Below are 22,252 nucleotides of genomic sequence, written 5' to 3' on the forward strand. Positions count from 1 at the left end.
GAGATCCTGATCGAACTCGGCCGCCAGAAGATGGTCGGCGGACAGGAAGACATGATCGAAGACACCGCCATCAACATGGCCCGTGAACGCGGCCTGCTGGCTGCCTGATCCGATGAGCCCCGCCACCGCCGCCTTCCGTGCGGCCCGCGACCTGCTGCTGCGTCATCGCACCGATTATCCGTCGGCGCTCCGCGAATTCGCCTGGCCGCAGCTGCCGGCGTTCAACTGGGCGCTCGATCACTTCGACGATCTGGCGCGCGGCAACCACGCCACCGCGCTGTGGATCGTCGACGAGCAGGGCAGCGAACTGAAGCGCAGCTTCGAGGAACTGCGGATCGCGTCCGATCGCACTGCGAACTGGCTGCGCAGCCTTGGCGTCGCCCGGGGCGATCGCCTGCTGGTGATGCTGCCGAACCGGGTCGAGCTGTGGGAAACGATGCTGGCGGCGATCAAGCTTGGCGCGGTGCTGGCGCCAGCCACGCAGATCCTGTCGGCGGCCGATCTGCAGGACCGCATCGAGCGGGGCGCGATGCGCGCGGTGATCGCCGATGCCGCCAGCATCGCCAAGTTCGACGGCATCGCCGACGGCCAGCTGAAGATCGTCGTCGGTGGCGTCGCCGATGGCTGGACCGGCTATGCGGACGCGGCGCAGGCGCCGTCCGACTACGCGCCGGACGGCCCGACCCGGGGCAGCGATCCCTGCGTGCTGTATTTCACCTCCGGCACCACCTCGAAGCCGAAGATGGTGCTGCACACCCAGACCAGCTATCCGGTCGGCCACCTGAGCACGCTGTACTGGCTCGGCCTGCAGCCGGGCGACGTGCATCTGAACATCAGCTCGCCCGGTTGGGCCAAGCACGCGTGGAGCTGCTTCTTCGCGCCCTGGCAGGTCGGCGCGACGGTGTTCATCTACAACCAGGGCCGCTTCGATGCCGCCAGGACCTTGGCGACCATCACCCGCTGCGGCGTCACCAGCCTGTGCGCGCCGCCGACCGCCTGGCGCAGCCTGATCCTCGAAGACCTGAAGGCTCATCCGGTGCGCCTGCGCGAGCTGACCAGCGCCGGCGAGCCGCTGAATCCGGAAGTGATCGAACAGGTGCAGCGTGCCTGGGGTCTCACCGTCCGCGAAGGCTTCGGCCAGACCGAATCCACGGCCATGCTCGGCAATCCGCCGGGCCAGCCGCTGCGACCGGGATCGATGGGCCGGCCGCTGCCGGGCTATGCGATCGACCTGCTCGACCTCGACGGCAAGCCGGCCAAGGAAGGCGAGATCTCGGTGCGCCTTGCGCCACGGCCGACCGCGATCATGGCGGGCTACGCGGGAGATGAAGCGAAGACCGCGAAGGCGCTCGGCGGCTCGCATTACGGCACCGCCGATGTCGCGTCGATCGATGCCGATGGCTACTACTGGTACGTCGGCCGCAGCGATGACGTGTTCAAAAGCTCGGACTACCGGATCTCGCCGTTCGAGCTGGAAAGTGCGCTGCTGGAACATCCGGCCGTCGCCGAAGTCGCCGTGTTCGAAAGCCCGGACCCGAAGCGGCTGTGCGTGCCCAAGGCCTGCGTGATCCTGGCGCCGGGCCATGCGGCGAACGCCGATACCGCGAAGGCGATCCTGCTGTTTGCCCGCGAGCGGCTGGCGCCGTATCAGAAGGTCCGCGTGCTGGAGTTCTGCGAGCTGCCGAAGACGGTGTCCGGCAAGGTCAAGCGCAACGAACTGCGCGCTACCGAGGCCGAGCGCCGTGCGGCTGGCAGCCGCGGCGAGCAGGAATATCTGGAAGCCGATTTCCCCGAGCTGCTCGAAAGCCCCAGGCGCGCATGAAGCCGACTTCCACTGCCGTCAGATCACCGGGCCAGGCGCGACTCTGCGTCATGCAGGTCAAGGTCGAAGCGGTCCAGGTCTGGTTTCACTGTCCGCGCTGCGAGGCGGCGCTGGAAGGCTACTTGAGCGATCCGCGCGGCTGCGTGGACATCACCTGCGAAACCTGCGGCGAGGAATTCGACATTCCCGCTGCGGCCAGTCTCGTCATTGTCTGAACAGGACGCACCCATGAACGCACCCGTCGATTCGAAACCCATTCCGCTGTCCGAGCTGCCGGTCGTCTGGACCGACAAGGAGAAGCATCGCTTCAAGGTGGCGCGGCGCAGCTTCGTCGATCCGGAGATCCTGAAGACCGAGTACGAGACGATCTTCAACAAGTGCTGGCTGTACATCGGCCATGAGTCGGAACTGGTGAAGCCGGGCGACTTCGTGACCCGCATCGTCGCCAAGCGCAGCATCCTGTTCACCAAGGATGCGAGCGGCAAGATCAACGCCTTCTTCAATGCCTGCCCGCATCGCGGCGCCCAGGTCTGCCGCGAGCGCAAGGGCAACGCCAAGTCGTTCCAGTGCTTCTATCACGGCTGGGTGTTCGGAGCCGACGGCAAGCTCAAGAGCCAGCCGGGTGCTGACTGCTATCCGGATGACTTCAATGCCGATGGCCAGGCCAACCTGGTCGCGGTGCCGCGCATCGATTCCTACCGCGGCTTCTGGTTCATCTGCTTCGATGCCGGCGTGCAGTCGCTGCCGGATTATCTGGCCGGTGCCAAGGAGTGGATCGACATCGTCGCCGATCAGTCGGAAACGATGATGACCCTGGTCGGCGGTACGCAGGAGTACCAGATCCGCGCCAACTGGAAGCTGCTGACCGAGAACTCGATCGACGGTTACCACGCGATCAACACCCACGCGACCTACGTCGACTACCTGAAGAACTCGCAGGGTTCGATGAGCCCGGTGCCGTTCGACGGCACCGGCTACGACCTCGGCAACGGCCATGCGGTGATCGAGTACCGCGCGCCCTGGGGCCGGCCGGTCGCGCAGTGGATTCCACTGTGGGGCGAGGAAGGCAAGGTGGAGCTGGAGAAGGTCCACAACCGCCTGATCGAGCGCTTCGGGAAGGAACGCGCGGACCGCATCGCGCTGTTCAACCGCAACATGTTCATTTTCCCGAACCTCGTCATCAACGACATCATGGCGATCACCGTGCGCACCTATTACCCGACTGCGCCGGATGCCATGAACGTGTTCGGCTGGGCGCTGGCGCCGCAGGAAGAGAACGCCTGGGCGCGCAAGTACCGGCTGTCGAACTTCCTCGAATTCCTCGGTCCCGGGGGCTTCGCGACGCCGGATGATGTCGAAGCGCTCGAGCAGTGCCAGCGCGGCTTCGAAGCGATGCTCGAAGCCCCGTGGAGCGACATCTCCAAGGGCATGAAGAAGGAGAAGGTCAACTACGACGACGAACTGCAGATGCGCGCGTTCTGGACCCAGTGGCAGGCCTGCACCAAGGCTACTGCCGCCCCGGCGCGAGGTGACCGCTGATGAGCATGCTGACCATTGCCAACGTCACCCGCGAGCAGGTCGAGGACTTCATGTTCCTCGAGGCCGAGATGCTCGACGAATGGCGCCTGAAGGAATGGCTGACCCTGTTCACCGCCGACGCCACCTACAACGTGCCGGCCACCGACGTGGCGCCGAATGCCTCGCCGGACAGCTCGCTGTTCTATGTCGCCGATGACCGCTTCCGCCTGGAGCAGCGCGTCGAACGCCTGCTCAAGCGCACCGCCCACGCCGAGTTCCCGCGCTCCAAGACCCGGCATCTGGTGTCGAACGTGCGCATCCGTGGCCGCTCGGACACCGAGCTGGATGTCGGCGCGGCGGTGCTGACCTACCGTACCAAGATGGGCCTGACCGAAACCTACATCGGCAGCTATCGCTACCGGCTGGTGGTGCAGGACGGCCGGCTGCTGATCCACGAGAAGCGCTGCATTCTCGACATGGATGGCCTGAAGCCCAATGGCCGCATCAGCATCATCCTGTGAGACCGTGCAGATGAATATCCCCTTCCGCTACAAGCGCCTCGGCTACGTCGCGCTCAATGTCACGAGTCTTTCGCGCAGCACCGCGTTCTATCGCGATCTGGTCGGTCTCGATGTCAGCGCCGCCACCGACGATTGTGTTGCGCTGCGCTGCTCGCGCGATCACCACGCGCTGCTGCTCTATCCGGCCGCGACACCGGGGTTGAAGCGCATCGCCTTCGAGCTGGAATCGGCGGCCGACCTCGCCGCCGCCCGGAAGCACCTGACCGGCATCGGGCTAGCCGTGGACGCGGTGTCGGCCGAGGAGAAGAAGGCGCTGCGGCTGGTCGATGCGCTGCGCTTCCGGATTCCCGGCTGCGGCCTGTGCATCGAGCTGTTCGTGCAGATGATGTTCATGGCCAAGCCCTTCGAGGCGCGGCTGGCGAAGATCGAACGGCTCGGCCATGTGGTGCTCAACGTCGCCGATTTCAACGGCACGGTCGGCCTGCTCAACGAGCAGCTCGGCTTCCGCACGTCGGACTTCGTGCCCGGCTTCGCGGCCTTCCTGCGCTGCTTCCCGAACCCGCTGCACCACTCGATGGCGGTGCTCAGCGGCGATCACGACCATCTGAACCACGTGAACTTCATGGTTAGCGACATCGACGACATCGGACGGGCGATGAACCGCATGAAGGCAGCCGGTGTGGAGATCGTGTTCGGCCCGGGCCGTCACCTACCGTCGGAAAGCATCTTCCTGTACTTCCTCGATCCGGACGGCATGACCGTCGAGTACAGCTTCGGCATGGAATGCTTCCCGGAAGCCGGCGCCCGCGAAGCGCGTCTGCTGGAACCGGTGCCGGCCACGCTCGATACCTGGGGCAGCGTCGCCACGCCGGCGTTCGGCAAGATCGGCGCGATCGAGCAGCGGTCATGACCGGCCCGCGCTTTGAAGGCCAGGTGGCGATCGTCACCGGCGCCGGCCGCGGCATCGGCTATGCGTGTGCCGAGCGGTTCGCCTCGGAAGGCGCGAACCTGGTGATCGGCGATCTCGATGCCGCACAGGTCGATGCGGCGGTCGACGAGCTGATCGCCGACTACGGCGTCAAGGTCATCGGTGTCGCCGGCGACTTGTCCCTGCAGGCGGTCGCCGAAGCGACCATCAAGGCCGCGCTCGACCACTTCGGCCGCATCGACGTGCTGGTCAACAACGCCGGTGGCGGCATCCTGCGGCCGTTCCTGGCGCACACGCCGGAAACGCTGAAGGCGACCATCGACCGCAACCTGTGGACCTGCATCTGGTGCTGCTGGTACGCGCTGCCGACGATGCGCGCGCAGGGCTATGGCCGCATCGTCAACCTCGGTGCCGACTCGGTGCGCAACGGCCTGTTCGACCACGCCGCCTACAACGCCGCCAAGGGCGGCATGCACGGCATGACCACTGGTCTGGCCCGCGAATACGCCCGCGAAGGCATCACCGTGAACACCGTCGCGCCTTGCGTGGTGCAGACGCCGCAGCTCGATGAAGTGGCGAAGCGCGATCCCGAACTGGTGCGCAAGGTCATCGACGTGGTGCCGATGGGCCGGCCGGGCACGATGGAGGAAGTGGCCTCGATGGTCGCCTACCTCGGCAGCCGCGAAGCCGCCTTCGTCACCGGCCAGGTGATCAGCGTCAACGGCGGCACCACGATGCTCTGAGGCCGGCGCGAACCGCCGGCTGCGCAGTCCACAACCCGCATGAATCCATGACCCAGACCGTCGCCACCATCCCCGAATCCGAACTGCTCGACGGCGAGATGAAAAGCGCCTTCCTGCCGGACGGCACCCGCATCGCGCTGTTCCACATCAACGGCGGCTACTACGCGACGCAGGACACCTGCACGCACGAGAACGCCTCGCTGAACGACGAGGGCACCGTTGACGGCGATCGCGTGACCTGCACCTGGCACTACTGCGAGTTCTCGATCGTCACTGGCGAAGCGCTGAACTCGCCGTGCAGCGAGCCGCTGCAGACCTATCCGGTGAAAGTCATCGACGGCGTACTCCATGTCGTCTGCTGACGGCCTGACGCCGAAGACCAGGCCGCGCGCCCGGGCGCTGGTCGCCCGGCCGGACAAGCCGGTGGCAACGCGCCGCCGCACCCAGGCCGAACGCTCGGACGAGATGCGCCAGCGGCTCGTCGAAGCAGCATCGGTGGTGCTGCGCCGCAAGGGCTATGCGGGCCTGCGCACCGATGAAGTGGCGCGAGTCGCCAAGGTGTCGCGCGGCGCGCTGCAGCATCACTTTCCGAGCAAGGACAGCCTGGTGGTGGCCACCGCCGAACACCTGCTGCAGGCCAGCCTGAATCGCGGCGCGCGCCGCGCGGCGTCGGTTGCTGCGGCGGCTGATCCGATCGACGCGATCATCGAGGACGGCATCGAATTCTTCCTCGGGCCCGACTTCACCGTGGTGCTCGACCTGGTGCTGGCCGGCAGCAAGAGCCGCGCGATCCGCGACCAGATCTACGCCCATGCGCGCAGCAGCCGTCTCGGCGTCGAGCAGGCCTGGCTGGAGCTGCTGGTGGCGCGCGGCGTGCCGCGCGAAAAGGCCGAAAAAGTGCTGTGGCTGACCATCAGCGTGGTGCGCGGCTTCGCCGTGCGTGCGCTGTGGCAGCAGGACGAGGCGCTGTTCCGCAGCCTGCTCGCCGAATGGAAGCTGATCGTCAGCGGCCATCTGGCGGCGCTGTCGAGCCACGCATCCGACAACAACCAGAACCCCCCGCTGTCCAAGAACCCCGGAGTAACACGATGAGCCTGTGGAACGATTTTGTCGGCGCCGAGATCCGCTACATCGACACGCCGACCTACGGCCGCATCCGCATTGCCGAAGCCGGCCCGAAGGACGCGCCGGTGATCCTGTTCCAGCACGGCATCGGCGGCCATCTGGAGGCTTACAGCAAGAATCTGGTGCCGCTGTCCGACCAGTTCCACTGCATCGCCTTCGACTACGTCGGCCATGCGCTGTCGACCCGCAAGGACATGGAATACACGCCGCCGGTGCTGGCCGAGCAGGTGCGCGAGCTGATGGACGCGATGGGCATCGAACGCGCCCACCTGTCCGGCGAATCGCTGGGCGGCTGGGTGTCTGGTTTCTTCGCCGTGAAGTACCCGCAGCGGGTGCTGAAGCTGATGCTCAACACCGGCGCCGGCATTCCGATCGTCTCGGAAAAAGGCCGCGCCGACATGCTGGACCTGATGGAGCGCTCGAAGAAAGCGGCCGGTGTCGCGCCGAGTTTCGAGATGGTCAAGCACCGCATCGAATGGCTGATCCACCCGAGCAACCACGCCCGTCTGGTCACCGACGAGCTGGTCAACCTGCGCCTGCGCTACTACCTGATGCCGGAAGGCCGCGAGGTGACGCCGAAGGTCAACCGCATGCTGCCGCGCCACGACGAATTCCTGGTGCCGCTGGAGCAGATCACGGTGCCGACCATGCTGCTGTGGACGCGCGACAACCCGATCCACGATCTCGATTCGGCGCGCGCCGCCCATGCCCGCATCCCCGGCTCGACGCTGTACGTGATGGAAGCCGACAGCGCCCACTGGCCGCAGTACGAAGACCCGGAAGAGTTCAACCGCGTCGCCCGCGCCTTCTTCGGCGATGCTGCCTGATGGCAGCGCGTGCGAAAGCCGGCAAGGCCGGGGCAGCGTCGGCAGCAGCAAAGCCGACGTCACCGGCGGTGCTGGCCAAGCCGCTGCGCGAGGCCTACGGCAGCGGCCGGCCGATCGCCCCGATCCGCGACCGGCTGGCACCCGGCGATCTGGCCGCGGCCTACGCGGTGCAGGATCTCAACACCCGGCACTGGCTGAAGGCCGGCCGCCGCCTGGCCGGCCGCAAGATCGGCCTGACCTCCACGGCCGTGCAGCAGCAGCTCGGCGTCGACCAGCCGGACTTCGGCATGCTGTTCGCCGACATGGCCGTCTGCGACGACGAGGCCGTGACGCTCGACCGCGTGCTGCAGGCCAAGGTCGAAGCCGAAGTGGCCTTCGTGCTGGAGCGCGACATCACCACGGAGCAGGCGACGATGGCCGACGTGCTGCGCGCCGTCGGCTACGCGGTGGCCGCGATCGAGATCGTCGGCAGCCGCATCGCCAACTGGGACATCCGCCTGGTCGACACCGTGGCCGACAACGCCTCCAGCGGGCTTTACGTGCTTGGCAACACGCCGATGCTGCTGGCCGGGCTGGACCTGCGCGACTGCGCGATGGAGATGACCCGCGCCGACCAGGTGGTGTCGACCGGCGTTGGCCACGCCTGCCTCGGTCACCCGCTGAACGCGGTGCTGTGGCTGGCGCGGAAGATGGTCGAAGTCGGCCGGCCACTGCAGGCTGGCGACACCATCCTGTCCGGCGCGCTCGGGCCGATGGTGGCGGTGAAGGCAGGGGATCGCTTCGAGGCGCGGATTGCGGGGTTGGGGTCGGTGCGGGCGCGGTTCGCGGTTTGATTGCTTGCGGCCTGCGCCGCTGCTCGCTGATGGGCGATCTGCTTTGGCCTTGCCTTCCTGAGTCGTCATTCCGGTGAAAGCCGGAATCCAGAGCGGGCCGTGCTGCACGTGACCTGACGGGCGGCGATGGCGCCGGCTACTCCGGTTGTGTTCGTGCCGCACTTTCGCGCTATCGCGCGACTCACTTTCTTTTGGCGCAAAAGAAAGTAAGCAAAGAAAACAGGCCCTCGGCGTGTCGTCGGATCGCATGAAGCAACAGCGCAATCCGATGCCCTGCGCTTCTCGCGATCTCTGGGGTCCGCGATAACGGGCCATCCATGGCCCGGTATCGCTCAGCCGGCATCCATGCCGGCTGCCCCCAGAGCCCGCTGCGATGCTCGGCGCCACGCAGAGGGCCGAACGTCAAAAGCAACCGCAAAAGCAAAAGCCGAATCAAAAGCGGCGGTACGGTTTTGCCGTTGCCGTTGCCGTTGCCGTTGCCGTTGCCGTTGCCTTAGCTTTGGCTGTTGCTTCTGCTGATCCCTGCCGTTGCATGGCGCCGAGCATCGCAGCGATCGGAGGGGGTGAGGGTTCGCGCTTAGCGAGCACTGCTCGCTGCGAACCCGAACGGCATGGATGCCGGTCGAGCGATGCCGGGCCATGGATGGCCCGTCAGCGCGGTACCCCGGAGAGCGCGAGAAGCGCAGGGCATCGGAGGACGGCTTTTCGTCCTCCGACGCCCTGCCTGGGCCGCCCTTCTTTGGTTACTTTCTTCAGCGGTTGAAGAAAGTAACTCGCGCGATAGCGCGAAATAGTGCGATGAGGCTCGGGACAAAAAGCAGAGTCGACATTAACTCGACTCTGGCCCCTTTAATTCCACTGGGGCAGCAAATCTAGGCGATGGGTCGGGACCCGCCCTAGGGCGTATACAGTGCCTGCGATGGCGTATCAGCTTGAGCGAAGTGTTAGGCGTCGCTGTGGAATGGTGGAGCGCTATTCGATAGCGGCAGCTAGCTCGCGAATGTTCGGCACCTGCTTGTCAAGCTGTGACTGATTGACAACTACGTCTTTGCCGAGCACTTGGGTTCTGCCAGAACTTAGCCCAGAGATTGGTACTCCGAGTGTACCTGAGACGACGGAGGCTGTATTGGCATCGTTAACTTCATATTGAAACATCTGCTTAAATGCACGCTTACTTGTCGGCGCTGGCGCACCAGAAGGGTGAACACAGAAAAGATTGGAATTCGTTTGCCAGACCGCAAAAATCTCTTCGCCAATCTCGTTCACGACGCTCTTAAAGGCGGCGCCTGATGCTTGGTTGTACTGGGTGAGGCGATTTCCCACGTACATGTATAGAGTCGGCTGGGCCATGCGAAATCGCTGGGAGTTCGTGTGGAATTCGGACTGTTGCTGGCCCGGCTGGCGCGTTACTCCGTAGATCAGGGCAAGGACAGCACGAACCGCGCGTTTGGAGGAGCCATCTGCCGAAAACGGCACGATCAAGCGGTCGGAGGCAGATAGTGCAAGTTCCGTATAGATCGAAAAACTTGGGTTGCAGTCGATGAAGACAGTGTGGTCCGCATTATCCCAAGACGTTACGATGTCCTGTATGAGGTCACTGATCCAAGTGTGCACGATACGCCAGGCGTCCTGCGGCCCAGGGAACGCTGCTGCATTGACCCGCGATGCCTGGATCTCAAGCTGTTCGTCGCCGACCACCAAAAAGAGATTACTGGGGACAGGAAAGTTGAACTGATGCACCTGCAGTGCGAAGCGCGCGCCCGACTTGGGGTTTACGTACGGGCTGAAAATTCTTTCTTCGATGTAACCAGACACAGTGAGTCTAGGTACCCCGAGATGGATTCGGTTGAGATTCGCCTCTCCTGCTTGCATTCCGCCGAGCAACATGGAAGAAGAGTTTGCCTGTGGACAAAGGTCGATCACAAGCACTCGCTTCTCGGGATGGATGCGGGCGTACTCGGCCGCTACTTGGAAGGTCAAGTAGCTCTTGCCAACGCCGCCTTTGTTGTTCCAGATGGAGTAGATGGACACGTCTGATCTCGTTGTAGGTTGCTCAAAGCATCGATGCTAGCGCCCTTCGGCTCGCTACTGTTAAGGCAAGACGTAGGCCTTGCCAGATGCTTCGACGAAGGGCGAGCGACAGACGAGCGATAAGTTCTAGGAGCGCTGGCGCTACGCCCGCTTGGATTTTGCCTGCAAAAACACACGATAACCTGCCACAGCAACGTTTTCGTGCATCCCTGCCGGATAACCCGACAATTGCGGCCCTGAGCAACCTTCAGCTCAAACCGCCCCCAACCGCTGCAACGCCGCCTGCGTCAGATACCGGTCATACAGCTTCGGATCATTGGCGCCGGACACATGCTGGCCCTCCACCGCCCGCACCTGCTCGATCCGCGTGACGCTGTTGGTCTGGATGTCGCTGGAGGTGACATGCGCCCAGCTCCAGTACGGGTGCTTGCCGTCCATCACCTTCTTGTTCCCGGCTTCATACAGCGTGTAGGCGCCATCGAAGGAGCGGTACGGCTGCATGTTGCGGTCGTAGGTGACCATGCCGACGACGACTTGGTTGCGGGCGTCGAACCAGACGCGCTTCTTGCCGATCGGGGCGCGCGGGAACTTCAGCGGTTCGGCTTCGACCATGATCGCTTCGGGAATCAGCTCGACGGTCGCGTCCCAGAAGGTTTTGCCCTTCGGGCCGCCGTGGGTGCCGTGTTCCCAGTTGTCGTTCTCGTGGTTCCAGCTGTCCGACAGGCCGCCGAGGAATGGGCCGCGGCCGACGATCTTGTAGTTGCCCCAGGTGTGCAGCGGATCGCCGGCAGCCCAGGCGTCGGACAGGAACAGGGTCAGGCCGGGGATCAGCGGCTCGAAGCGCTGGTTGGTCGGGAACTGGCGGATGCGGCGGAACTCCGGCACGTAGCCGTAGAGCTGCGGGAAGGTGGAGTGGTCGTAGTCCCAGACGTTCAGGAAGCTGGTGCCGCGATAAGCCTGCGGTTCGAGAAAGAACACGCTCTGGAAGCGCAGCTTGGTCTTCTGCTCTTCCCAGTACGGCTTCGGGTCCATGCTGACGCGGCCGATCGGTGACAGCTCGGCCCAGCCGCCGGAATACTTGAAGCGCTCCTGGCCGCCCTGGTCGATGGTGGTCAGCTTCAGCGCGTAGAACGAGGCGTCATGGCGGCCCCAGCTCAGGGTCTGGGCGGCAAACAGTTCGATGCCGTTGGTCGGGTTCGGAAACGGGTTGCCGCCGATCCACGGGCCGCCGGTGTTCTTGTCGACGACGTTGCCCTTGGCATCGAACATGCCGCGACCGCTGTTCGATAGCGTGGCTTCGATGTACTCCCACGGCGACAGCCGCATGACATCGGTGGTGGTCTTGACGATCTTCAGCCGCCGGCCCTGCTTGAGGATCTGTTCGTAACGGACCGGCTCGATCAGGTCCTTCACCAGTTCGACGTTCTTGGCGTCGATGATGTCGCCGGTCTTGATCTTGCCCTTGGTGTAGCCCTCGATCGACAGCAGTTCCTCGGGGTAGGCCTTGCTGATCTCGCCGGTCTTGGCGATCGCTTCATGCAGCGGCATCAGCACGCCGGTCGACAGCGTGCCCTTGGCGGCATCGGCAAGGAATTTCCGGCGGCTGTAGCCGGCGTCGTAGCGGAGCAGTTTCATCGTCGTCAGGTATCCGGGAAGGGCTGCGGGGAAAGGGAAGGAAGTGGAAGAAGCGGTGGTTGGCGCTGCGCGGCGCGGCCGGCGCTGCGGGTCAGATCGGCGGCGCCGGCCGGTCGGCCCGGTCGAGCACCGGGCGGGTCGGCTTGCCGGTCGGCGAGCCGCCGGGCGGTTCCAGCGTGATCGCGAACACCACGGTGCGGCTGGCGTCGAGGCCCTGCGGCACGTCGACGACGACGGTGGAGTCGCGCTCGGTGCCGAGGATCGCCAGCGGTCGCGGCGCGCCGTCATCGGCCAGCCACCACAGCTGCACGCTGGTGCGGCCGGTGCTCAGGTAGTCGTCGCTGGCGGTGATCGCCAGCTTCCGGTGATCCGGCGACAGGCTGATCATCCAGCCCATGCGGGAGCCGGGCATGCCGAGGCGCGCCAGCAGCACTGGCAGCGGCCGCAGTTCGTCGCCGCCCAGTTCGGGTTCGGCCAGCTCGGCGCGGTCGGCGGGCCCGGCCGGCGGCTGGGCCGGGAAGCTCAGGCGGGCACCGGCCAGTTCGATCAGGCCGCCGACGATCAGCAGCCCGCAGCCGCAGGCGGCGGCCAGGAAGCGGACGCGCCGGAACCAGACCGCGCGCCGGCGCGGCGGCCGCGCTTGGCGCGGTGCGGGTGCTGCCGTGTCCAGGCGGATTGGCGACGCCGGCAATGACGATGACGACGGCTGCCGCCGGGTTTCGGCGATCAGCGCGGCCCGCAGCGCCGCCGGCGGCGACACGGCCGGCAGGCCGTAGGCGATAGGCGCGAAGCGGCTTTCCCAGACGCCGACCCGGCGGCGCACATCCGGACGCGTGGCGATCAGCCGCTCGAAGCGGGCGCGGGCCGGGCCGCGCAGCGCGCCCAGCACATACTGGGCGGCCAGCCGGTCGATCAGTTCGGGATGGTCGTAGATCACCGGCCCACTTCCAGACACTGCCGCAGGCGCACCAGCGCTCGGCGAATGCGGGCCTTGACGGTGCCCAGCGGCAGACCCAGGTGATCGGCCAGCTCCTGGTTCGAATAGCCCTCGTAGAAGCTCAGCAGCAGGCAGCGCCGATGGGCGTCGTCCATGGTGTCGAGGCAGCGGGACAGGCGGTCGATGTCGGTGAGCACGATGGCGTCGAATTCGGGCGATCGTGGAGGTACGGCGGCGTCGCGCAGATCGGACGCGTGGCTGCTCAGGCGTTCGGCCTGCACCTGGCGGCTGCGCACCACGTCGATGGCCCGGTAGCGGGCGATGCCGATCAGCCAGCCGGCGGCGTCGCCGCGTTCCGGCGCGTAGGTGCTGCCGCGCCGCCAGATGCGGATGTAGCAGTCCTGCAGCGCCTCGTCGGCCTGCCCGGGGTCGCGCAACATCCGCAGCAGCACGGCGTAGAGGTAGCGGCTGGTCTCGTCGTAAAGCGCGGTGAAGGCCTCGGCATCGCCCTGCGACACCCGTTCCAGCAATTGGCGCAGACGGTTCTCGTCGACCGGCATCCGCAGCGGCGCGCGCGGCAGCAGCGCCTGCAGTCGCGCTTCGAAGCCGGCGATCGCCGCCTGCTCGATGTCGTGGCCGGGGATGAAGCCGGCCATCGCGTCGGCATCGACGTCGGCATCGTGATGACGCGATGTCGTCACGGGCGCGCGATCGCTCAGGGCTGGCCGACCACGGCCGGCGATGGCGGCACGAAGGCCTGTTCCAGCACGTAGGCGTCGTCGAAGTGCTGCTCGCCGACATAGCTGACCGGCAGCCGCATGAAGTGGCGCAGCACGCCCGGCCGGGGCACGCCGCTGACCGCGTACCACTCCGGGGCCGGCGTGCGGGTGCCGGCGATGGTGCCGTCGGCGCCGAACAGGTTGCGGCTGCCGCCGCCCGGAAGCGGTAGCCGGTACAGCTCCTCGAAGCGGCCCAGCTGGTAGCGCTGCGCTGTCAAGGTGGTGTCGGCAGCGGTGACGCCGCGCAGGCCGCCGTCGCGCGCCAGGATCAGGCTCGGTTCGGCCGGGGCCGGCGTGTCCTGCGGGAAGAACGGGCTCAGGCCGTCATCGGTGCTCGGCCGGCGCGGCAGGTCGGCGCGGACGGCGAACCAGAAGTGCTCGCGGCCGGAGCCGCGCACGCTGTCGTAGGCGATCGGCCGCAGCTCGTTGTCGAGCGTGACCCGCCAGATCAGGCTGTCGACCGGCGCCTCGCCCGGCAGCGCATCAGCGCTGCGGAACCACAGGAAGTAGTTGACCTGGATCAGCCGCGCGCCGCCGAAGCGGGTGAAGCCGATCTGGTAGTGCACGGTGTGCTGGCGGGTGTCGATGTCCAGCCGCGCGCCGCCGTGGCCGTCGTCGACCCAGACCGGCGTGCCGAGCTGGCGCTGGCCGCTGCCGGCCGCCATCAGCAGCTCCGGCGCGTTGACCTCGGCAATCGCCCGCCAGGCCGAATCGACCAGGCCGGGGAAACCCAGTTCGTCGGGGTAGGCATCGCTGACGCGGGTCGGGATCAGCGACACGTCCTCCACCGGCTGCACCTGCCAGCGCAGCGGTGCTTCGGGCCCGAGCCGTTCGCTGCGCGGGCTGGCGAACGCGCGCCGCACCGCGTCCTCGTGGGCGCGCAGGCGGGCGCGCTGCAGCGGCAGGGTCAGCGGATACAGGCCCAGTGCCCGGGTGGCGGACGAATAGGCATCCGGCGGCACCATGGTGTCGTGCACCAGCTTGAAGTTGTCCGGATCGTCGAATTCCAGCGCCGCCAGGCCGCGCCCGCAGTTCAGGAACTCGCCGCGCAGGATCGCGCGCTGCTGGGAATCGAGGCCGAGATTCTCGTACTCGAACTCGCGGGCTTCTTGATCGAACTCGCGCATCCGGCGCAGCCAGGCGCCGACCTCGTCGATCGTCTTGACCTCGTCACGGAACGAGGCCAGCAGGCGGTCGCTGCGCAGGTACGGAAAGCCCGGCACGCGATAGAACACGCCGTCGCGGACGCCGGCGGCGTCGATCTTGGCGTCAATCTCCGCGTAGCGTGCGCGGCAGGTCTTCAGCGCGACGAAGAAGCCGCTGGGTTCGGCGAGGTGCGGGCTGCGGGCGCAGCCGGCGACAGCGGTGGCGAGGGCGATGCAGGTCAGCAGCAGGAGGGTGTGGATGCGCATGGGCGGTGCCTGTCGGGGCGCGCCGCTAGCGGTGCGCCGGCTGGGGGGCGGCCGGTGGCGATGGCGCCACCGGCGGGAACGACCACTCGAGACTGACTTTCGCGGTACCGGTCCACAGGCCCAGCCAGGTCGAGTTGCCGTTCAGTGACAACGGCAGAGGCAGCGTGGCGGATGCCTTGCCGCTGGCCGGCGCATGACGAAGGGTGTCGGTGATCCATTCCAGCGCCGCCGTCGGCATCGGCTGCGGCTCGGTGGCCCGCGAGGTGTGCTGGGATTCGGTGAACTCGGTGACGCCGACCGGCGATGGGATGTGGATGTTCTCCACCCACAGCGGCCGCTTGGCGTCGTCGGGATCGAAGACGATGGTGAAGTGGCTGCACAGCGACAGGCCGTCGCTGGCGTTGTGGCTGTCGGCCGTGCGGTGTTCCTGGAACGGCACCAGGCGGTCGACGGTCTTGTTCCAGCGCTCGCCGGCAATATCCATTTCCAGCGTCACCCGCGATGCGCCGGCGCAGCCCTTGTACGGCAGGAAGTGGTAGTAGCGGCCGGGCTCGTCTTCCTCTTCCATCGCTTCCGGATACTGGGTGGCGGCGAGGATCGCGGCGTAGAACAGCTGGGTTTCCTGGTTGCACACGGCGTCGCCGCGGCATTTCATCTGGTCGTACTGCATGCGCTTGGCCAGCTCGGCTTCCTCGGCCGGCGTCGACGGCAGCTTCAGCTTGCCGCCGCTGGCTTCGATGGCTTTCTTCGCCAGCCGGGCCAGGTGCACGGTCTTGGCTTCCAGCCGGGCATCGAGATCGGGATCGAGCAGGTTGCGGATCTGCCGCTCGCCGTCGCTGCGCATCGGCACCCGCAGCTCGTAGCGCTGCCGGGTGCTGCCCTTCGACCACTGCCGCGCCGGGTACTTGGGGTCGTTCTTCTCCCAGGTCTGGGTCGCCTCGACGGTGGCGACCACGGTCAGCACCCGGTCGACTGGTGCCGCCTGTGCGCTGCCGGCCAGCAGCCCGGCGACCAGCGCCAGCGCCGTTCCACGTGGATGCCGAATGACAGGGTCCGGAAACGGCGGTGGCGTCAGGCGCATGGCGGCTGGGCGGTTCAGTCGCCGCCGAAACGGCGGCCGTAAGAGATGCCGATGCTCATGTTGCGGTTGGCGATCGTCGCCTCGCCGCCGCCAAAAGCAGCGGGGATGGAGTTCTCGCCGGTCACGCGGCGGCGCTCGGACATCGCGAAGAAGCCGGACAGCTCGTGCACCTTGGCGACCGTCCAGGTGCTGCCGAGGGTCAGATGGAACTTCGAGGTGCCGGGCGACTGCTGGTTGAGCAGGATGTTGTGCCGCGACAGCAGCTGGGTGGAGTAGATGAAGCCGCCGCGCACGATGAACGACGGCGACACCTCATGCTCCACGCCGAGCTTGTAGGCGTTCTGGTTGTTGAAGCCGAAGCCCGGGCCGTTGGCGGAACCGAGCGGCCGGCCGGCGGCCAGGCGATCGATGCCGTTGCCGAAGCCGTTGCTGCGCTGGTAGCCGAAATGCTGGTACTCCAGCGCCAGCCGCCAGCCGTCGGCCGGGCGGGCCAGCAGCGCGCCGCCGAAGATCGCCGGGATTTCCAGCTTGCCCTGGTCCGGCAGCAGGCCACGGTATTCCTCGATGCGCAGCTGCAGCGCCTGCGTGCGGTAGGACAGGCCGGCGTCAAGCCACGGCGTCAGCGGCGCGGTCCAGCCGATCGTCAGGCTCATGCCGTAGCTGGTGTGCGGGCCCTGGTTCGACACCGCGTCCGGCGTTTCCGACAGCGGCGCGAACGGCAGCAGGCCTTCCACCGACAGCCACTGGTGCTGCAGGTTGAGCGACATGCCGAGGCTGTGGCTGCCCAGCCGGTGGGCGGCCACCAGCGACAGGCCGCCGATCTTCAGCGAGGTCTGCGATGAATCGGAGACGCCGTTGTCGTTCGGGCCGGCGAAGCGCGCGTACGGGCTTTGCGGATAGACCGGGCCGAAGCCGGCGGCAAAGGCGGTGACGCCGAACGCCCAGCGGTCGCCGACCTTGAAGTTCGCGCCGACCTGGGGGATCGGGTAGTAGTTGCTCTTGTACTGGTAGGCGCCGTCCGGGCCTGCGGCGTTGCCGATGATTTCCGCACCGCCGCTGACCCGCAGCAGGTCGACGCCGACGTCATAGCGGTTGCCCATGGCGATCGCCTGCGCCGGGTTGGCGCTCAGCGCCGTGCTCTCGCTGGCGCCGACGTAGCTGACGCCGCCGAAACCCATTGCCTTGATGCCGGAGCCGTGCTCGAAGATGCCGAGCGTGGCGTGGGCGTTGAGGCTGGCAAGCGAGCCGACAGCGATCAGGGCTGTCGCGCGAAGGGAGATCATGTTTTTTGTGTCCGAATGGTCGCAGGGGGCCGGGAGAATACCGGCGTGGCGGCTACGGTGTTCAGCCGGCGTGGCGCTGGCGGTCGAGGAAGCGCTCGCGGACGACCAGGTACAGCGGGAAGGCCAGCGAGACGCCGATATACGACAGGCCGACGAAGCCCCAGCCCCAGCGCAGGCCCAGCCCGATGCGCTGGGCATCGAACACGACCCAGATCATGAACACCACCCAGGCGATCGCCATGTCGATGCTCAGGAAGGCGGCGGTGCCGCCGGCCTTGATGGCGTCACCGAAGAAGGCCACCGGATTGAGAATGTTGCCGCCGTTGGCCATCCAGTCGAAGGCATGCGGCCAGGTGCTGAACAGCGCCACGAGGCCCAGCACCACGAACAGGCCGTGCTTCAGATTCTGCGTCATTGCTGTCTCCCCACGCTCAAGGACGGCCGCTGCCCGCTGCTGGTATGTGCCGCCGCTGATGAAGTCGAGCGGCGGCCGGCGGATCTTGGAAAAAGGAGTCTGCCCATGCGGCCTGCGGAGCAGCCCCTACCGAAGTCGGGTGCCGCGCCGTTCATGTCGAACGGCGTCCTGCGTTCCGCGCTCAGGGCATCTTGGCGATGTGGCTCTGGTCGGTGAACTTGTCGTAGTAGATGGCGTCGAGCTTGACGCCGTACTCGGTCATCGAGGCGATGCCGGCGTCGATCATGCCCGGCGGGCCGCACATGTAGCCCTCGGCATCGTTCAGTGCGACGCCGGGCAGCGCATCGGGAATGAACTGGGTGACTAGGCCGCGGGCGCCGGTCCAGCTGCTGTCGGCCGGTTCATGGGACAGCACCGGCAGGAACACGAAGGTACCGGCCCAGTTGTTGGCGATCTGCTGGATCTGGTCGAGCCCGTAGAGATCGGCCTGCGTGCGGGCGCCGAACAGGAAGGCGCAGGGGCGCTTGACGCGGTCCTTGCGGGCCGCTTCCAGCACCGACAGCAGCGGCGCCAGACCGGAACCGCCGGCGATGCAGATCATCGGCGAGGTGCCGGGATGCAGATGGAAGTTGCCGTGCGGGCCTTCGACTTCCAGCGGCAACTGGTCCAGTTCGCCCTTGAACAGCGCTTCGGTGAAGGCACCATTCGGCACCTTGCGGATGAAGAAGCTGACTTCGCTGCGGCCGTCGCGGTCCGGCGCATCGGCGAACGAATAGTTGCGCGCCCGCTCCAGCCCGGCGTACTTCAGGTTGGCGTACTGGCCGGCGACGAAGCGGATCGGCCGGTCCAGCGCCACGGTGATGCGGACGATGTCGTGGGTCAGCGTCTCGGTGGCGGCGATCCGGCCCTTGAACGACTCCGCCTTCGGTGCGTCGAGCGCCTGGCTTTCGACTTCGACCTGGGTCAGCGCGTCCTTCGGAATGGCCTGGCAGGCGAGGATGAAACCGGCGGCGATTTCCTGCTGCGACAGCGTGTAGCCGAAGTCGGTCAGCGCCGACACCCGGCCTGACTTGAGCTTGCACTTGCAGGAGCCGCAGGTGCCCACCGTGCAGTTGTGCGGGAACGGCACGCCGTTCTTCAGCGCGGCTTCCAGCATGGTTTCGCCGGACGGCACTTCATAGCGCGAACCGAACGGTGCCACTTCGACGAACTTCGCTTCACCGCCGCCAAACAGCTTCTTCAATAGACCCATCACGGACTCCGTCGCGAACCGCATGTCTTCAGCGACCGGCAACGGTCACGGGATGCTTGCAGCAGATAGTACGGTACAATACTATTACTGACAACAAGGCGCTGCCAGTGCTGCCGGCGATGCGGAATCGCTTGCCTGGACGGGCCACAGTCATGCCGCAGCCACGTCCTGCGGTCCGCGAGAGGAGACGGTCATGGACCTGGACGCCGGCCCGAGATCCGCTGCAACCCTTTTCCGACACGCCGCGCTCGCAGGCAACGGCCAGCCTTTCGAAGGGCGTCGCCGGCCCGGCCCGGGCATCCCATACCGCTCGCTCGATCGTCACCGTTCGCCGCTGTGCGGCGCGGCTGCCGATTGAGCGCTCCCGCTTCCCTCGACCCACGCTCAGGAACCGTTCACGCCATGTCCAACCAGCCTCTCGCCGCCAGTGCCGCCATCGTCCGCCAGGTCGGCGGTCCGTTCACGATCGAATCGATCACCGTCGCGGCGCCGCGCGAGCACGAGGTGCGCGTGAAGATGGTCGGTGTCGGCATGTGCCACACCGATCTGGTGGTGCGCGACGGCTTCCCGGTGCCGCTGCCGATCGTGCTCGGCCACGAAGGCTCGGGCATCGTCGAATCGGTCGGCAGTGCGGTCACCACGGTCAAGCCGGGTGATCACGTGGTGCTCAGCTTCAACTCCTGCGCCGCCTGCCCGAGCTGCGACAACACCCAGCCGGCGTACTGCTACAACTTCCTCGCCAACAATTTCTCCGGCGTTCGTCCTGGCGACGGCAGCACGGCGCTCAGCCAGAACGGCACCCAGATCGCCGGCAACTTCTTCGGCCAGTCGTCGTTTGGCAGCTATGCGGTGGCCCATGAGCGCAATGCCGTGGTCATCGACAAGGACCTGCCGCTGGAGATCATGGGGCCGCTCGGCTGCGGCATCCAGACCGGCGCCGGCGCGGTGGTGCTGTCGCTGGGCCTGAAGGCCGGCCAGTCGCTGGCGATCTTCGGCGGCGGTGCGGTCGGCCTGTCCGGGCTGCTGGGCGCGCGCGCCATCGGTGCCGGCACGGTGATCGTCGTCGAGCCGAACGAGGGACGCCGCAAGCTGGCGCTGGAACTTGGCGCGACCCACGCCATCGATCCGAAGGCCGAGGCCGACGTGCTGGCCAAGATCAAGGAACTGAGCGGCGGCGGCGTCAACCACGCCTTCGACACCACCGGCATCCCGGCGGTGATCGGCGTGGCCGTGGAAACCATGCTGCCGAACGGCATGCTCGGCCTGGTGGCGGTGCCGCCGCCGGACGCCACGCTGCCGGCCAACATGATGAGCATGCTGATTCGCGGTGTCGGCGTGAAGTACATCACCGAGGGTGACGCCGATCCGAAGGTGTTCATCCCGCAGATGGCGGCCTGGTTCAAGGCGGGCAAGTTCCCGTTCGACCGGCTGGTGACGAAGTTCAAGTTCAGCGAGATCAATGAAGCCGCGCATTCGTCCGAGAAGGGCGGCGCGATCAAGCCGGTCATGGTGTTCTGAAGCCAATCCGGCCGGAACGCGGCGGCCGTCGCCGCGTTCCGGCCATCACTCGGGAGGAGACAACATGCAGCAGCAAGCGAGCATCAACTCACAGAAGATGGGGCTGTGGTGCACCTGGATCTTTGCCGCGCTGACCGTGGTCGGCTGGCTCGGCATCGGCCATTTCTATGCGCCGTTCCCGGCCGATGCCGGTCTTGACGCCACCAAGCAGTGGTTCACCGAGACGCACCGCTGGGGCACGATCATCGGCTGCACGATCTTCTACATCGCCGCCGGCCTGCTGACGCCGGGCTCGATCCAGTTCGGCATCATGCTGTCGAAGATCGAAGGCCGCTTCCCGCTGTGGTCGATCACCGCCGGCGTCTGCGGCATCTTCATTTCGCTGATCATCTTCTTCAACTGCTGCGCCTGGATCGTGGCCGCCTACCGGCCGGAGTTCGGCAGCGACGTGATCCAGGCCTGGTACGACTGGTCGTGGTTCGCCTTCCTGCTCGGCTGGATCTACTTGGCGATCGAGATGATCGCCACCGGCATCGTGGAGCTGCAGGACACCCGTGCCGTGCCGATGATTCCGCGCTGGTTCACTTGGCTGACCTTTGCGGGCGCGGCCAGCCTGGTCACCGCCGCTGGTCCGGCGTTCTTCAAGAGCGGACCGTTTGCCTACCACGGCCTGTTCGGCTTCTACGTGCCGATGGTGGTCTGGGGCACCTACCTGATCGGCACCACGTGGTTCATGTACCAGGAACTGGCGCGGGAAGCGGCCGGCGAGCGGCGCGCGGCGCCGGCGCGGGCCGGTGTGGCCGCGGCGATGCCCGGCTGAGCGCCCGCGCATCAGCAAAAAGCCCGATGCCGGCATCGCCGGCATCGGGCTTTTTTCGTTGCGGCTTCTTCGCCGTGGCGACCGCTGCGGATCAGGCGGCGGCGATGCGCGAAATCGACTGCTTGACCTTCAGCAACAGCTTGAACAGGGTTGCCTGTTCCTCCGATGACAAATCGGACAGCACCCGTTCATTGAACTCCACTTCCAGCTGCGTCATCCGCTTGATCAGCCCCTGCGCCGACTTCGACAGATAGACGCGTTTGGCGCGCTTGTCGGTCGGGTCCGGACGGCGCGACACCCAGCCGCCGCTTTCCAGGCTTTCGATGACATCGCCGAGGCTGGCCTTGCCGACTTCCAGCACGTCGGCCAGCTGCGTCTGCATCATCCCGTCGTGGCGCGACAGGTGGGCCAGCACCCACCACTGCGCGCGGGTGATGCCCAGCGGCTTCATGTAGTGGTCGTAGGCGCTGCGCCGCATCCGTGACACGTCGTGAATCAGGAAGCTGAGACGGATGCCGTCACGCGCATGGTCGTCCAGCTCTGCCGGCATCAGGTCGGCGCCGCCGCCGCGCGGGCTGCCGGCCAGCGATACATCATCGGTGCCCCGGGCCTGGGCAATGGCCTTGGTGACTTTCGCCACCCGTTCGGATTTCGTTTTTGTGGCTGGCATGACGGGCATCGGAGAACGTGGGTGGCGCGCAGTGTAGAAATTTCCGCAGCTGCTGCGCCAGTCGTATGTTACCGCACGAATCGAGCCAAACTTTAGGCGGGG

Annotated in this window: 23 protein-coding genes and 1 pseudogene; 14 read left to right on the forward strand and 10 right to left on the reverse strand. The window is 66.5% G+C overall.

Going from position 1 to position 22,252, the window contains the following annotated elements; translation table 11 throughout:
• The 11 genes and pseudogenes from ACTIGJ_RS18805 to mhpD all read left to right on the forward strand — a co-directional run.
• A pseudogene (locus ACTIGJ_RS18805) lies at window positions 1-108 on the forward strand (4-hydroxy-2-oxovalerate aldolase); the annotation flags it as partial.
• Window positions 109-112: 4 nt separating this feature from the next.
• Entirely contained in the window at window positions 113-1,822 is a 1,710-nt protein-coding gene (locus tag ACTIGJ_RS18810) for an AMP-binding protein (RefSeq protein WP_439641859.1), read from the forward strand.
• Window positions 1,823-1,872: 50 nt separating this feature from the next.
• Window positions 1,873-2,037, forward strand: a complete 165-nt coding sequence (locus tag ACTIGJ_RS18815) for a hypothetical protein (protein ID WP_439641860.1) — start codon at window positions 1,873-1,875, stop codon at window positions 2,035-2,037.
• A gap of 13 nt (window positions 2,038-2,050) precedes the next feature.
• Window positions 2,051-3,361 carry an aromatic ring-hydroxylating oxygenase subunit alpha gene (locus ACTIGJ_RS18820; RefSeq protein WP_439641861.1) on the forward strand — a complete coding sequence of 437 codons (1,311 nt, stop codon included), beginning with the start codon at window positions 2,051-2,053 and terminating at the stop codon, window positions 3,359-3,361.
• Window positions 3,361-3,861, forward strand: a complete 501-nt coding sequence (locus tag ACTIGJ_RS18825; protein WP_439641862.1) for an aromatic-ring-hydroxylating dioxygenase subunit beta — start codon at window positions 3,361-3,363, stop codon at window positions 3,859-3,861. Before ACTIGJ_RS18820 ends, ACTIGJ_RS18825 begins: the two co-directional genes overlap by 1 nt.
• Window positions 3,862-3,871: 10 nt before the next feature.
• Window positions 3,872-4,771, forward strand: coding sequence for a VOC family protein (locus ACTIGJ_RS18830; RefSeq protein WP_439641863.1), 900 nt, complete (start codon window positions 3,872-3,874; stop codon window positions 4,769-4,771).
• Window positions 4,768-5,532: an SDR family NAD(P)-dependent oxidoreductase gene (locus tag ACTIGJ_RS18835; protein ID WP_439641864.1), complete on the forward strand. Its 765-nt coding sequence runs from the start codon at window positions 4,768-4,770 to the stop codon at window positions 5,530-5,532. Before ACTIGJ_RS18830 ends, ACTIGJ_RS18835 begins: the two co-directional genes overlap by 4 nt.
• 47 nt (window positions 5,533-5,579) lie before the next feature.
• On the forward strand, window positions 5,580-5,894 hold the full coding sequence (locus ACTIGJ_RS18840) for a Rieske (2Fe-2S) protein (RefSeq protein WP_439641865.1): 315 nt from the start codon (window positions 5,580-5,582) through the stop codon (window positions 5,892-5,894).
• Window positions 5,881-6,624: a TetR/AcrR family transcriptional regulator gene (locus ACTIGJ_RS18845; protein ID WP_439641866.1), complete on the forward strand. Its 744-nt coding sequence runs from the start codon at window positions 5,881-5,883 to the stop codon at window positions 6,622-6,624. The genes ACTIGJ_RS18840 and ACTIGJ_RS18845 overlap by 14 nt, the downstream gene beginning before the upstream one ends.
• A complete protein-coding gene (locus tag ACTIGJ_RS18850; protein WP_439641867.1) occupies window positions 6,621-7,484 on the forward strand; it encodes an alpha/beta fold hydrolase in 864 nt (287 codons plus the stop codon). The genes ACTIGJ_RS18845 and ACTIGJ_RS18850 overlap by 4 nt, the downstream gene beginning before the upstream one ends.
• Window positions 7,484-8,317 (forward strand): 2-keto-4-pentenoate hydratase, encoded by an 834-nt coding sequence (gene mhpD, locus ACTIGJ_RS18855; protein ID WP_439641868.1) that lies wholly within the window; start codon window positions 7,484-7,486, stop codon window positions 8,315-8,317. The genes ACTIGJ_RS18850 and mhpD overlap by 1 nt, the downstream gene beginning before the upstream one ends.
• 972 nt (window positions 8,318-9,289) lie before the next feature.
• Here mhpD and ACTIGJ_RS18860 read toward each other — a convergent pair.
• The 9 genes from ACTIGJ_RS18860 to ACTIGJ_RS18900 all read right to left on the reverse strand — a co-directional run bounded on the left by ACTIGJ_RS18860 (window position 9,290) and on the right by ACTIGJ_RS18900 (window position 19,142).
• On the reverse strand, window positions 9,290-10,348 hold the full coding sequence (locus ACTIGJ_RS18860; RefSeq protein WP_439641869.1) for a ParA family protein: 1,059 nt from the start codon (window positions 10,346-10,348) through the stop codon (window positions 9,290-9,292).
• A 252-nt stretch (window positions 10,349-10,600) separates the two neighbouring features.
• Entirely contained in the window at window positions 10,601-11,983 is a 1,383-nt protein-coding gene (locus tag ACTIGJ_RS18865; protein WP_439641870.1) for a DUF1329 domain-containing protein, read from the reverse strand.
• 91 nt (window positions 11,984-12,074) lie between these two features.
• Window positions 12,075-12,920 carry an anti-sigma factor gene (locus tag ACTIGJ_RS18870; RefSeq protein WP_439641871.1) on the reverse strand — a complete coding sequence of 282 codons (846 nt, stop codon included), beginning with the start codon at window positions 12,918-12,920 and terminating at the stop codon, window positions 12,075-12,077.
• Window positions 12,917-13,621, reverse strand: coding sequence for a sigma-70 family RNA polymerase sigma factor (locus ACTIGJ_RS18875; RefSeq protein ID WP_439641872.1), 705 nt, complete (start codon window positions 13,619-13,621; stop codon window positions 12,917-12,919). The genes ACTIGJ_RS18870 and ACTIGJ_RS18875 overlap by 4 nt, the downstream gene beginning before the upstream one ends.
• Before the next feature lie 14 nt (window positions 13,622-13,635).
• Window positions 13,636-15,111 (reverse strand): hypothetical protein, encoded by a 1,476-nt coding sequence (locus ACTIGJ_RS18880; RefSeq protein ID WP_439641873.1) that lies wholly within the window; start codon window positions 15,109-15,111, stop codon window positions 13,636-13,638.
• 25 nt (window positions 15,112-15,136) lie between these two features.
• Complete coding sequence (locus ACTIGJ_RS18885; protein ID WP_439641874.1) at window positions 15,137-16,192, reverse strand: hypothetical protein; 1,056 nt, start codon at window positions 16,190-16,192, stop codon at window positions 15,137-15,139.
• 14 nt (window positions 16,193-16,206) lie between these two features.
• On the reverse strand, window positions 16,207-17,475 hold the full coding sequence (locus ACTIGJ_RS18890) for an OmpP1/FadL family transporter (RefSeq protein ID WP_439641875.1): 1,269 nt from the start codon (window positions 17,473-17,475) through the stop codon (window positions 16,207-16,209).
• A gap of 61 nt (window positions 17,476-17,536) precedes the next feature.
• Window positions 17,537-17,890, reverse strand: a complete 354-nt coding sequence (locus ACTIGJ_RS18895; protein ID WP_439641876.1) for a DUF2834 domain-containing protein — start codon at window positions 17,888-17,890, stop codon at window positions 17,537-17,539.
• A 181-nt stretch (window positions 17,891-18,071) separates the two neighbouring features.
• Window positions 18,072-19,142, reverse strand: coding sequence for a 2Fe-2S iron-sulfur cluster-binding protein (locus ACTIGJ_RS18900; protein WP_439641877.1), 1,071 nt, complete (start codon window positions 19,140-19,142; stop codon window positions 18,072-18,074).
• A 193-nt stretch (window positions 19,143-19,335) separates the two neighbouring features.
• Between ACTIGJ_RS18900 and ACTIGJ_RS18905 the strand changes: the two genes are divergently transcribed.
• The 3 genes from ACTIGJ_RS18905 (at window position 19,336) to ACTIGJ_RS18915 (ending at window position 21,480) form a co-directional block, all read left to right on the forward strand.
• Entirely contained in the window at window positions 19,336-19,500 is a 165-nt protein-coding gene (locus ACTIGJ_RS18905; protein WP_439641878.1) for a hypothetical protein, read from the forward strand.
• A gap of 44 nt (window positions 19,501-19,544) precedes the next feature.
• Complete coding sequence (locus ACTIGJ_RS18910; protein WP_439641879.1) at window positions 19,545-20,660, forward strand: NAD(P)-dependent alcohol dehydrogenase; 1,116 nt, start codon at window positions 19,545-19,547, stop codon at window positions 20,658-20,660.
• A 64-nt stretch (window positions 20,661-20,724) separates the two neighbouring features.
• The gene (locus ACTIGJ_RS18915; RefSeq protein WP_439641880.1) at window positions 20,725-21,480 is read left to right on the forward strand and encodes a hypothetical protein; all 756 of its coding nucleotides are present in this window, start codon (window positions 20,725-20,727) and stop codon (window positions 21,478-21,480) included.
• 91 nt (window positions 21,481-21,571) lie between these two features.
• Here ACTIGJ_RS18915 and ACTIGJ_RS18920 read toward each other — a convergent pair whose 3' ends face one another.
• Window positions 21,572-22,150, reverse strand: a complete 579-nt coding sequence (locus ACTIGJ_RS18920) for a MarR family winged helix-turn-helix transcriptional regulator (RefSeq protein WP_439641881.1) — start codon at window positions 22,148-22,150, stop codon at window positions 21,572-21,574.
• Window positions 22,151-22,252 lie beyond the last annotated feature (102 nt).

It is taken from the genome of Nevskia sp. (assembly GCF_051860985.1).
Taxonomy (GTDB): Bacteria; Pseudomonadota; Gammaproteobacteria; order Nevskiales; family Nevskiaceae; genus Nevskia.

Bases quoted from the DNA above. Each gene is read 5' to 3' on its own strand.
- ACTIGJ_RS18810 (WP_439641859.1), top strand. From the start codon at position 113: ATGAGCCCCGCCACCGCCGCCTTCCGTGCGGCCCGCGACCTGCTGCTG.
- ACTIGJ_RS18815 (WP_439641860.1), top strand. From the start codon at position 1,873: ATGCAGGTCAAGGTCGAAGCGGTCCAGGTCTGGTTTCACTGTCCGCGC.
- ACTIGJ_RS18820 (WP_439641861.1), top strand. From the start codon at position 2,051: ATGAACGCACCCGTCGATTCGAAACCCATTCCGCTGTCCGAGCTGCCG.
- ACTIGJ_RS18825 (WP_439641862.1), top strand. From the start codon at position 3,361: ATGAGCATGCTGACCATTGCCAACGTCACCCGCGAGCAGGTCGAGGAC.
- ACTIGJ_RS18830 (WP_439641863.1), top strand. From the start codon at position 3,872: ATGAATATCCCCTTCCGCTACAAGCGCCTCGGCTACGTCGCGCTCAAT.
- ACTIGJ_RS18835 (WP_439641864.1), top strand. From the start codon at position 4,768: ATGACCGGCCCGCGCTTTGAAGGCCAGGTGGCGATCGTCACCGGCGCC.
- ACTIGJ_RS18840 (WP_439641865.1), top strand. From the start codon at position 5,580: ATGACCCAGACCGTCGCCACCATCCCCGAATCCGAACTGCTCGACGGC.
- ACTIGJ_RS18845 (WP_439641866.1), top strand. From the start codon at position 5,881: ATGTCGTCTGCTGACGGCCTGACGCCGAAGACCAGGCCGCGCGCCCGG.
- ACTIGJ_RS18850 (WP_439641867.1), top strand. From the start codon at position 6,621: ATGAGCCTGTGGAACGATTTTGTCGGCGCCGAGATCCGCTACATCGAC.
- mhpD (WP_439641868.1), top strand. From the start codon at position 7,484: ATGGCAGCGCGTGCGAAAGCCGGCAAGGCCGGGGCAGCGTCGGCAGCA.
- ACTIGJ_RS18865 (WP_439641870.1), bottom strand. From the start codon at position 11,983: ATGAAACTGCTCCGCTACGACGCCGGCTACAGCCGCCGGAAATTCCTT.
- ACTIGJ_RS18880 (WP_439641873.1), bottom strand. From the start codon at position 15,111: ATGCGCATCCACACCCTCCTGCTGCTGACCTGCATCGCCCTCGCCACC.
- ACTIGJ_RS18885 (WP_439641874.1), bottom strand. From the start codon at position 16,192: ATGCGCCTGACGCCACCGCCGTTTCCGGACCCTGTCATTCGGCATCCA.
- ACTIGJ_RS18890 (WP_439641875.1), bottom strand. From the start codon at position 17,475: ATGATCTCCCTTCGCGCGACAGCCCTGATCGCTGTCGGCTCGCTTGCC.
- ACTIGJ_RS18895 (WP_439641876.1), bottom strand. From the start codon at position 17,890: ATGACGCAGAATCTGAAGCACGGCCTGTTCGTGGTGCTGGGCCTCGTG.
- ACTIGJ_RS18900 (WP_439641877.1), bottom strand. From the start codon at position 19,142: ATGGGTCTATTGAAGAAGCTGTTTGGCGGCGGTGAAGCGAAGTTCGTC.
- ACTIGJ_RS18905 (WP_439641878.1), top strand. From the start codon at position 19,336: ATGGACCTGGACGCCGGCCCGAGATCCGCTGCAACCCTTTTCCGACAC.
- ACTIGJ_RS18910 (WP_439641879.1), top strand. From the start codon at position 19,545: ATGTCCAACCAGCCTCTCGCCGCCAGTGCCGCCATCGTCCGCCAGGTC.
- ACTIGJ_RS18915 (WP_439641880.1), top strand. From the start codon at position 20,725: ATGCAGCAGCAAGCGAGCATCAACTCACAGAAGATGGGGCTGTGGTGC.
- ACTIGJ_RS18920 (WP_439641881.1), bottom strand. From the start codon at position 22,150: ATGCCAGCCACAAAAACGAAATCCGAACGGGTGGCGAAAGTCACCAAG.